We start from the raw sequence: 6,785 nt of genomic DNA, 5'->3' as shown, positions 1-6,785 counted from the left end.
ATCCATCATTACAACTATGTTTTGAGCCAATGAATATCTAATCACTACATATTTATCACTACCCAACGAAAGTGGATTGATATCTCGAAGTAAAAACATATAAAACCTCTTTGAATGAAAATCGATATTTTTAGTATATCATATTAGTTGTTTTGTGTAATTAATTTCGTCGAACTACTTATTTTGCTCGAAATCCCTTGGGCTGAACACGCCTTTGATACAGTTTTTAATGACCCTAGCAATCAACTGGCTTTGTATTATACAGAACGTATTTTGGCTCATGCTCTGAAGTCTTCCGATTAGCAACTAATTAAATAAAAATTTAAACTTTACTCATTTATACTTAAATAAATGCGTATTAAAAAGTCTTAAATATGCCATGAATTTCTTCATTTTAAATCCATAGAAATTCCCATTACTGCGCCCGGAACATTTTCAGAAGTGGGCGGGACTATATGAAATCCATGCTTTTTATACCAATCAACTAGATTTGGATTTCTAACGATGTCCTCCTGCATCAAGGAACCGTAAATCCGCCTTGCACCACGCCTGCGGGCTTGAGCGATCGCAAATCGCAGCAACTCTGTGCCTAGCCCTCTGCGACGGTAATCTACGGGCTGAGGCTTAAATACAAGCTGCAAAAGTGCGATCGCCAGGTTTTGAGGAGTGTGGACGACAGCATCATCAATAATTAGATCGCCAAGGCACATTTGACCTGGTGGGTGAAAAACCCACTGCACATTTCCGATTTTGCAGCCTTGCTGTAATACCTTGACAATGAATAAACCACCGTCACCGTCCACTCGCAAGGGGTACTCGCGACCTTCACGATCGCGAACAACATGATAGATGGGGTCAAGTAAATTATCGGACATAAAACATCTTTTTTAGCTCTATTTTTTTTAGCGAACTCCCGCGCCTATAAAAGCTGCCCAGTAAATAGGGTGAGAGAAAGGCTTTGATTCTTGACAAATTCTATCCAAATTTTTGAGACACTGATGAATTTGTTGGCCAATTTTATCATACTTTTGGTATTCTTCATGCAATTGCCGATAAACTTGGGAACCGGAGGAGCAAGTATCTCGTTCTGCTTTAGAGCTTTTGCGGAGCGTGTCGGTTTCTTTAAGTTTCTGTTTCAACACTTCTTTAAGTTGGGGTTTGTAACTAGCAGCTAGGGTGTCCCCCGTAAGCATCCGCAACTTAACTTGAGCTTTTCTAATGGCTTCTGGGCGATTCTTTCCCTGCTGCCACTCTTGATAGTAAAAAATAGAAAAAAGTGCCGTAGCTAAATCATCAACAGCCCAGAGCGTACTGATAACACTTCTAGCTCCCGCAGACAAAAAAGCTGTCGAAAAAGTAAGGACATCATCAGTAATGTCAATCATACCCAATCCTGTTTCGCAGCAGGATAGAAATACATCCGACAACTGAGGTAAACGCCATCCAGGAGTCATTAACTGACCTAAAGTAATGCAGCCATCTCCTAAAATTAATGTCGATTCTAAGGGATTGTCGAGGCGGGACTGGGCGTGGTGGCTGGAGTGGAGGATTTGGACGGTTCGCGCTAGTTCTCGATATTTATTAACTGTAGCTTGGTGGCGACCTTTTAAACGTCGATCGTCCGGGATGGCATAAAGAGTGGCCAGTTTATCTCCTTCAAAGCTGGCGCAAGGTAAGTCGCCCGTCGCATCTTCAACCGTGCCACACTTAAGGTTACTGCCGAATGAGGGACGCTGCTGGCAGAATTCTAACACTTGGCAACTAGGCGCGTGCCGAATGAGAAACTTATCTCCCAAATAGCGATTTTCTCCAATGGGTAGCGCAGCGAAGGGGATTTGATGAAGGGCGAAATGAGGAATTATAATCAGTTCATCAATTCCATCTAAATGCCATACTATTAAATCATTCAAGTTTAAAAATTTTGCGATTTCAGCTAGCATCCAATTCAATTGCTCTTGCCAGGAATTTTTATCCTCAACGTATTGCCCTAACCAATGCTGGAGAATCCACCCGTGCAACGCCTCAAATCCTAAATCGTTGCAACTTTGCAGGGTAATTTGGTTTTGCCGCACCACGAAGATAAAGGTGTCGCTAGCGGTGGTGTAAAAGCTGAGAATTGCAGTAGTGGGTTTGTCGATAAGTTGCTGGATGGATGCGAATTTTAGAGGATTGACTCGAATTTGACCCGCAAGCACCGGATCTAGGCGGCGAAGTTGTTCCCAAATTAGGAGTTTGTCAGCTTCCAGATCGGCAATTGTTTGATTGTAAGCTGCTAGTGCTGCGCGGCTGTTATCAAGTTTGCTATTATCAAAGTCGTTGCTAGGTTGATTGCGCCCTCGTTCCTTGTCAATTTGTTGCTGTAGGCGTTCAAAATCCTGTAAATACTCTTGAATTTCAGCAGGAATTTCTGCACTTGAGTAGAGGTCATTGCTTGCCATTAAATCTACGAGGCGTTTAGAGCGCGATCGCTCTACATATTCAAGAGCTTTATCTAACTGTTTGTTATTGATGCAGGCTTGCACCATCTTTGCATAAACATCGATCGCGTCTGCTAGAATTTCTTGGCGGCGAAATTCAGAAGTGGCCCAAGTACGGCTGGTTTCTACAGCTTCAATAGCCATACCGTATCCCTCAATGGCTAACTGCCAATTTGCAACTACAAATGCTCTGTTTCCCAGCATTTCTCCAGCATTCCGACAATCAACTGGGAAAGCAGTTGGTGTGAAAACGGCCATTGCCGATCGATAATAGGCGATCGCCTCTTCATTTCGCTCAAGGCTGAGGTAGCAATTGCCTATATTCATTTGAGTCATAGCCCACTCTCTAGGAAAATCATCCTGGTTAAAGATTTGTAAGGCAGCTTGATGGGCGGCAATAGCCATTTCTAAATTTTCCTTTCGATCGCCCTTAAGTTGAGCTAAAACTCTATAAGCATTACCCAGATTCGTTTTTAGTCCGGCCCAATCGGCAGGGAAAGCGTCTTGAGTGTAAACTTGCAATGCTTCGAGGTTAACTACGATCGCCTTTTCAACGTTTTCTACCGGATCGCCATGAAGCCGCTGGCGGTAGGCAGAGGCCAGATTCGTTTGAGTTTGGGCCCAAAGTTCAGGGAAATCTTCGCGGGTGCGGAATAACAGGGCATTTTGATAACAGGCGATCGCTTGTTCCAAGTTTTCCGCCTTGTCGCCACAAATGCGATCGCGATAGATAATACCCAAATTATTTTGTATTTTAGCCCATGTTTTAGGCTCTGCTTCGCGGGTGTAAACTTCCATTGCAGCTTTGGAAGCCTCCATCGCCAATTCTTCATTTTCTAACCGATCTCCTCGGATTCGGTTGCCATAAGCAATAGCCAAATTATGTTGGATTTCTGCCCACATTTCTGAAAAGGATTCGCGAGTCAATACTTTTAGGGCATTTTGACAGCAGGCGATCGATCGTTCTAGGTTTTCGGCGCGATCGCCCTTAAAACGTCGGTGATAAGCATTACCGAGGGAGTTTTGACAAGCTGCCCACTGTTCTGGAAAAGCTTCGTAGGTTAAGACGGTGACAGCAATTTCATAACCTGCAATGGCAATCTCTAAATTATTGGCTTCATTTCCTTTTTTAAATTCATGGATGCAGTAGCTCAAAATCATAAGGCGAGCAGCGATTCCTTTTTGCCCTTTGGGTGGCACTTCAGATAGCATTGCAGACGAGTGATATCGTAACACCTTAACAAAGCATTCATCGAGTTGATCTTGGTTAGCTTCAAGCAAGAGGTTGATTTCTCGCACTATCCTTTGGTCAACCGTTTGGAAATTCCTGTGACTTTCTGAAATAGCGTCTAATAATTGAAAGAATAAACGAAACCGGGTTTGCTCTTGCATGAAATCCCATTGCCTGAGAAAATTTTCTTGGGAATCAATAGTGGGATCGACGCTGAAAAAATTATTGTTTAATCCCAGTTCTTGAGTTAAAATAACAGCCCAACCCATTAAAAATTTAGCCCTCGTAAGCTCCTTATCTGCTACCAAAATCGTAGCTACCATTGCCATCATTTCCACCAAACCTGCGTCAATCAGATGGGTGTGATTCCCTAAAATCTTGAGTTCTCTGCCACTAGGACATTTGAGGAGCTCTTGAATTAGCTTGAAATAAGCTTTCTGGCGTTTTGTCGCTTGGGGAGTTTTCGCCGATGGGCCGAATCCTTTTGCCATATTCTTTAAAGGTTACGAAGGGGAGACTACATATATACATCAGCCATCCGTCGCAAAATTACGCAGCATCTCTCCAGATTCCTGCTAACTTCTCCAGCAAATCTTCGGCTAAATCCTGTAAATCAGTGTCGGCGCTGTCGGCGCTGTCGGCGCTTTCACGAGTCAACTCTCCTCCTGCGGTGCTACCGGCTAACACTTCTCCCGCAGCGTACCGCCACTCGTACTCCTCACAAGTTCGGTAAATGCGCTCCAATTGGGCAATAATATTGCTGCGCGATTGAGTTTCTATCTGAGCTCGCACCTGTACTGCTACTGGATCGTCAGTTTCTAAGAAGGCGATCGCGGATTGTAAACGAGTAATCTGTTCGATTAAATTGTCGATCGGCATTAATTCTGCTACCGCTAACTGTTGCGGTGCATTTGAGCTATCTAAGTTTGGGGCAAATCCCAATAACTGCACGGAGTCCAGGCGATCGCTAAATTGTACTCCCACATATCCAATCCTATTTTCTATCACTTCTTCGGGTAAAGAGATGGTTGTTTCACCAGGTAAAACTGGGCGACATTCTAGGGAACCAGTACCTATAATTACCAAATCCGCGACATTAGCTAGAGCCGTTTTTACGGGATTGAAGCTATCGCAAACATTCAAATCAGTTTCAATTTGCAGCCATTTTAAATAGCTGTGAACAGCGTAAACTGCTAGCGCATTCAAGTAAACTCGTTTTCCTTTTTGGACTGTACTTTGAACAGCAGCAAGCTGCCGCGCCCTTTCGTGCGCTTTTAACTCGATCGGTACTGTTAACAGAGGTAATTCTGCGGTATTCATGGTTGCTGCTCCTGTCCGTATCCTAAATTGCTAGCTATTTCTTGCAGTAGTGGTTCACATTTTCTCTTCCAATGAGAATTGAGGGTTGTGTACTTAACTTTTAATTCTTCTGCTAAGTCTTGAAACTTGTCAGGAGGGTCTTTTAACACTCTTCTCAAGCTGAGTAATTGACAGTTGCACTCTGGGTAAGAACGAGGATAGCTATTTCTGAGATTTTCTTCGGGATCTTGCTCGATGTAAAGTTCGAGTTCGAGACCAATCCGCTGAATGGTTTCTTTCTGAGCGCTTTCAATCATGCCATCCAACCCACTGAGCGTAAAATCAGGTAACTGTTCGAGCCGAGTTCTTGCCCCAGCATCCACCGCAATCGGAGCATCTAAACTAATTGGAGCATTTTTTTCAGGAGAAGACAAATCTTGAATTCGCCAACCCAGATAGCCGTTAACCCAATTGCTCAAACTTGTTGAAATAGAAGGCTGGCGCTGCTCAAATTGAGTAATTTTGCGGCTCACCCATTCTAAAGTAAGGTTTAAGGCTTCGGGATAATTTGGATGAGTTGATTTTTTAAGTTCTGGTAGTTGCTGAATTTCCCGCAATAGCTGATTCATGGCTGTTCGCCATTTTCTGCTTGGGGCAGGGTTTTGGCGCACCTGTGCGATTAAAGTGCTTAACCGTTCATCTCGATCGTCCATGCCACTTTTTTCAAGAGCGAGTTAATCTGCTCTGTATTGTCTCATTAGTCGATCGATAACCTGTGTTAAGAGAGTTAAAAATTATTAAACGGTAAGTGACTTATCTCTGGGTATGGGCTGATTCGCGGGCGGTGCGGGGAGGAAAGGGACTGTTACCGCGCGAGTTATTGCAAGTGAAGCAAGCTAAACGCAGGTTAGGGAGTGCGTTAGACCCGCCCAAGCTTTTAGGCTGTAAGTGTTCAATAGTTCTTTCCGATTTCTGCATAGACTTTTTGCACCAGTGGCAGCGGTTTCCGTACAGTTCCAGAAGCTGGCGCCTCTTGTTGCGTCTTGAAGCTGGGGACATAAAGCTTTGGGAGCCTCACGGCTGTTACGTGTTCATTTACGTATCAGAGCCCTGCTAAAAATTTACGCAACTCCCCTGCAATTGGACGAGATACAGTTGACCCGCTTCAGTTGGAGCGTTCAGTTTCACATCGGGAATAGAAGATTTAACTAGATTAAATGGTTCAAATTAATCGCGACCACTATTAAAAACCGAGTTGCTGCGACAAAATTCGATATAAATTGTCTTCCCTTGTTGATAGATGAATTAGCTCTCTGGAGATGAGCCGCGTTCGCGGCTAACTCTCAGCCAATTCAACTCAACCAAAAAAAATGGATTTAACTCTCACCTTACAACATTTGTCTGGAATTACTGTTCCAGAAGCTCAAAAACTAACAAAACTAGGTCTTCGCACCATTGCAGACCTACTCTACTATTTTCCGAAAGAACATCTCGCCTTCAAACGCACTCGAATTGCTGATAGCAAAACAGGAGATTGCGTAACAATTGCAGGTAAAATTATCAACCACAGTATCTTCAACTGTCGCACTAAACCAGAACTTACATTACAAAAATGGATGGTCTGCGACCAAAGTGGCCGAATAGTTTGCACTCAATTTTACAACCACAGCTATTACCAATCGCAACTATGGCGTTCCCACCAAGCCGAACTTTACGGGTGCATCTCACTTTGGCGAGTATGCCAAAAAAGGGTTAAAATGAAAAAGCTAGTAAAATTG

General features: G+C 43.6%; 5 protein-coding genes and 1 pseudogene. 1 reads left to right on the top strand and 5 read right to left on the bottom strand.

Going from position 1 to position 6,785, the window contains the following annotated elements; genetic code table 11:
- Positions 1–389: 389 nt before the first annotated feature.
- The 5 genes from K4039_RS26205 to K4039_RS30040 form a co-directional block, all read right to left on the bottom strand.
- On the bottom strand, positions 390–875 hold the full coding sequence (locus tag K4039_RS26205; protein ID WP_265239431.1) for a GNAT family N-acetyltransferase: 486 nt from the start codon (positions 873–875) through the stop codon (positions 390–392).
- Positions 876–902: 27 nt separating this feature from the next.
- Entirely contained in the window at positions 903–4,199 is a 3,297-nt protein-coding gene (locus K4039_RS26200; protein WP_265239430.1) for a CHAT domain-containing protein, read from the bottom strand.
- Between the two features lie 58 nt (positions 4,200–4,257).
- Positions 4,258–5,028: a DUF1822 family protein gene (locus tag K4039_RS26195; protein WP_265239429.1), complete on the bottom strand. Its 771-nt coding sequence runs from the start codon at positions 5,026–5,028 to the stop codon at positions 4,258–4,260.
- The gene (locus K4039_RS26190) at positions 5,025–5,720 is read right to left on the bottom strand and encodes a hypothetical protein (RefSeq protein ID WP_265239428.1); all 696 of its coding nucleotides are present in this window, start codon (positions 5,718–5,720) and stop codon (positions 5,025–5,027) included. The genes K4039_RS26195 and K4039_RS26190 overlap by 4 nt, the downstream gene beginning before the upstream one ends.
- 100 nt (positions 5,721–5,820) lie before the next feature.
- On the bottom strand, positions 5,821–6,066 hold the full coding sequence (locus tag K4039_RS30040) for an HNH endonuclease (RefSeq protein ID WP_375339838.1): 246 nt from the start codon (positions 6,064–6,066) through the stop codon (positions 5,821–5,823).
- A gap of 311 nt (positions 6,067–6,377) precedes the next feature.
- On the opposite strand from K4039_RS30040, the pseudogene K4039_RS26185 reads away from it, so the two are divergent.
- Positions 6,378–6,785: pseudogene (locus tag K4039_RS26185) on the top strand (hypothetical protein); the annotation flags it as partial.

This window comes from Lyngbya sp. CCAP 1446/10 (genome assembly GCF_026130175.1).
GTDB lineage: Bacteria > Cyanobacteriota > Cyanobacteriia > Cyanobacteriales > Microcoleaceae > Microcoleus.
This window is presented reverse-complemented; position numbering and strand designations above follow the sequence as displayed.

Excerpts from the sequence above, each read along its gene's own strand:
- K4039_RS26190 (WP_265239428.1), bottom strand. The coding sequence starts at position 5,720 with ATGGACGATCGAGATGAACGGTTAAGCACTTTAATCGCACAGGTGCGC.
- K4039_RS26195 (WP_265239429.1), bottom strand. The coding sequence starts at position 5,028 with ATGAATACCGCAGAATTACCTCTGTTAACAGTACCGATCGAGTTAAAA.
- K4039_RS30040 (WP_375339838.1), bottom strand. The coding sequence starts at position 6,066 with ATGTCCCCAGCTTCAAGACGCAACAAGAGGCGCCAGCTTCTGGAACTG.
- K4039_RS26205 (WP_265239431.1), bottom strand. The coding sequence starts at position 875 with ATGTCCGATAATTTACTTGACCCCATCTATCATGTTGTTCGCGATCGT.
- K4039_RS26200 (WP_265239430.1), bottom strand. The coding sequence starts at position 4,199 with ATGGCAAAAGGATTCGGCCCATCGGCGAAAACTCCCCAAGCGACAAAA.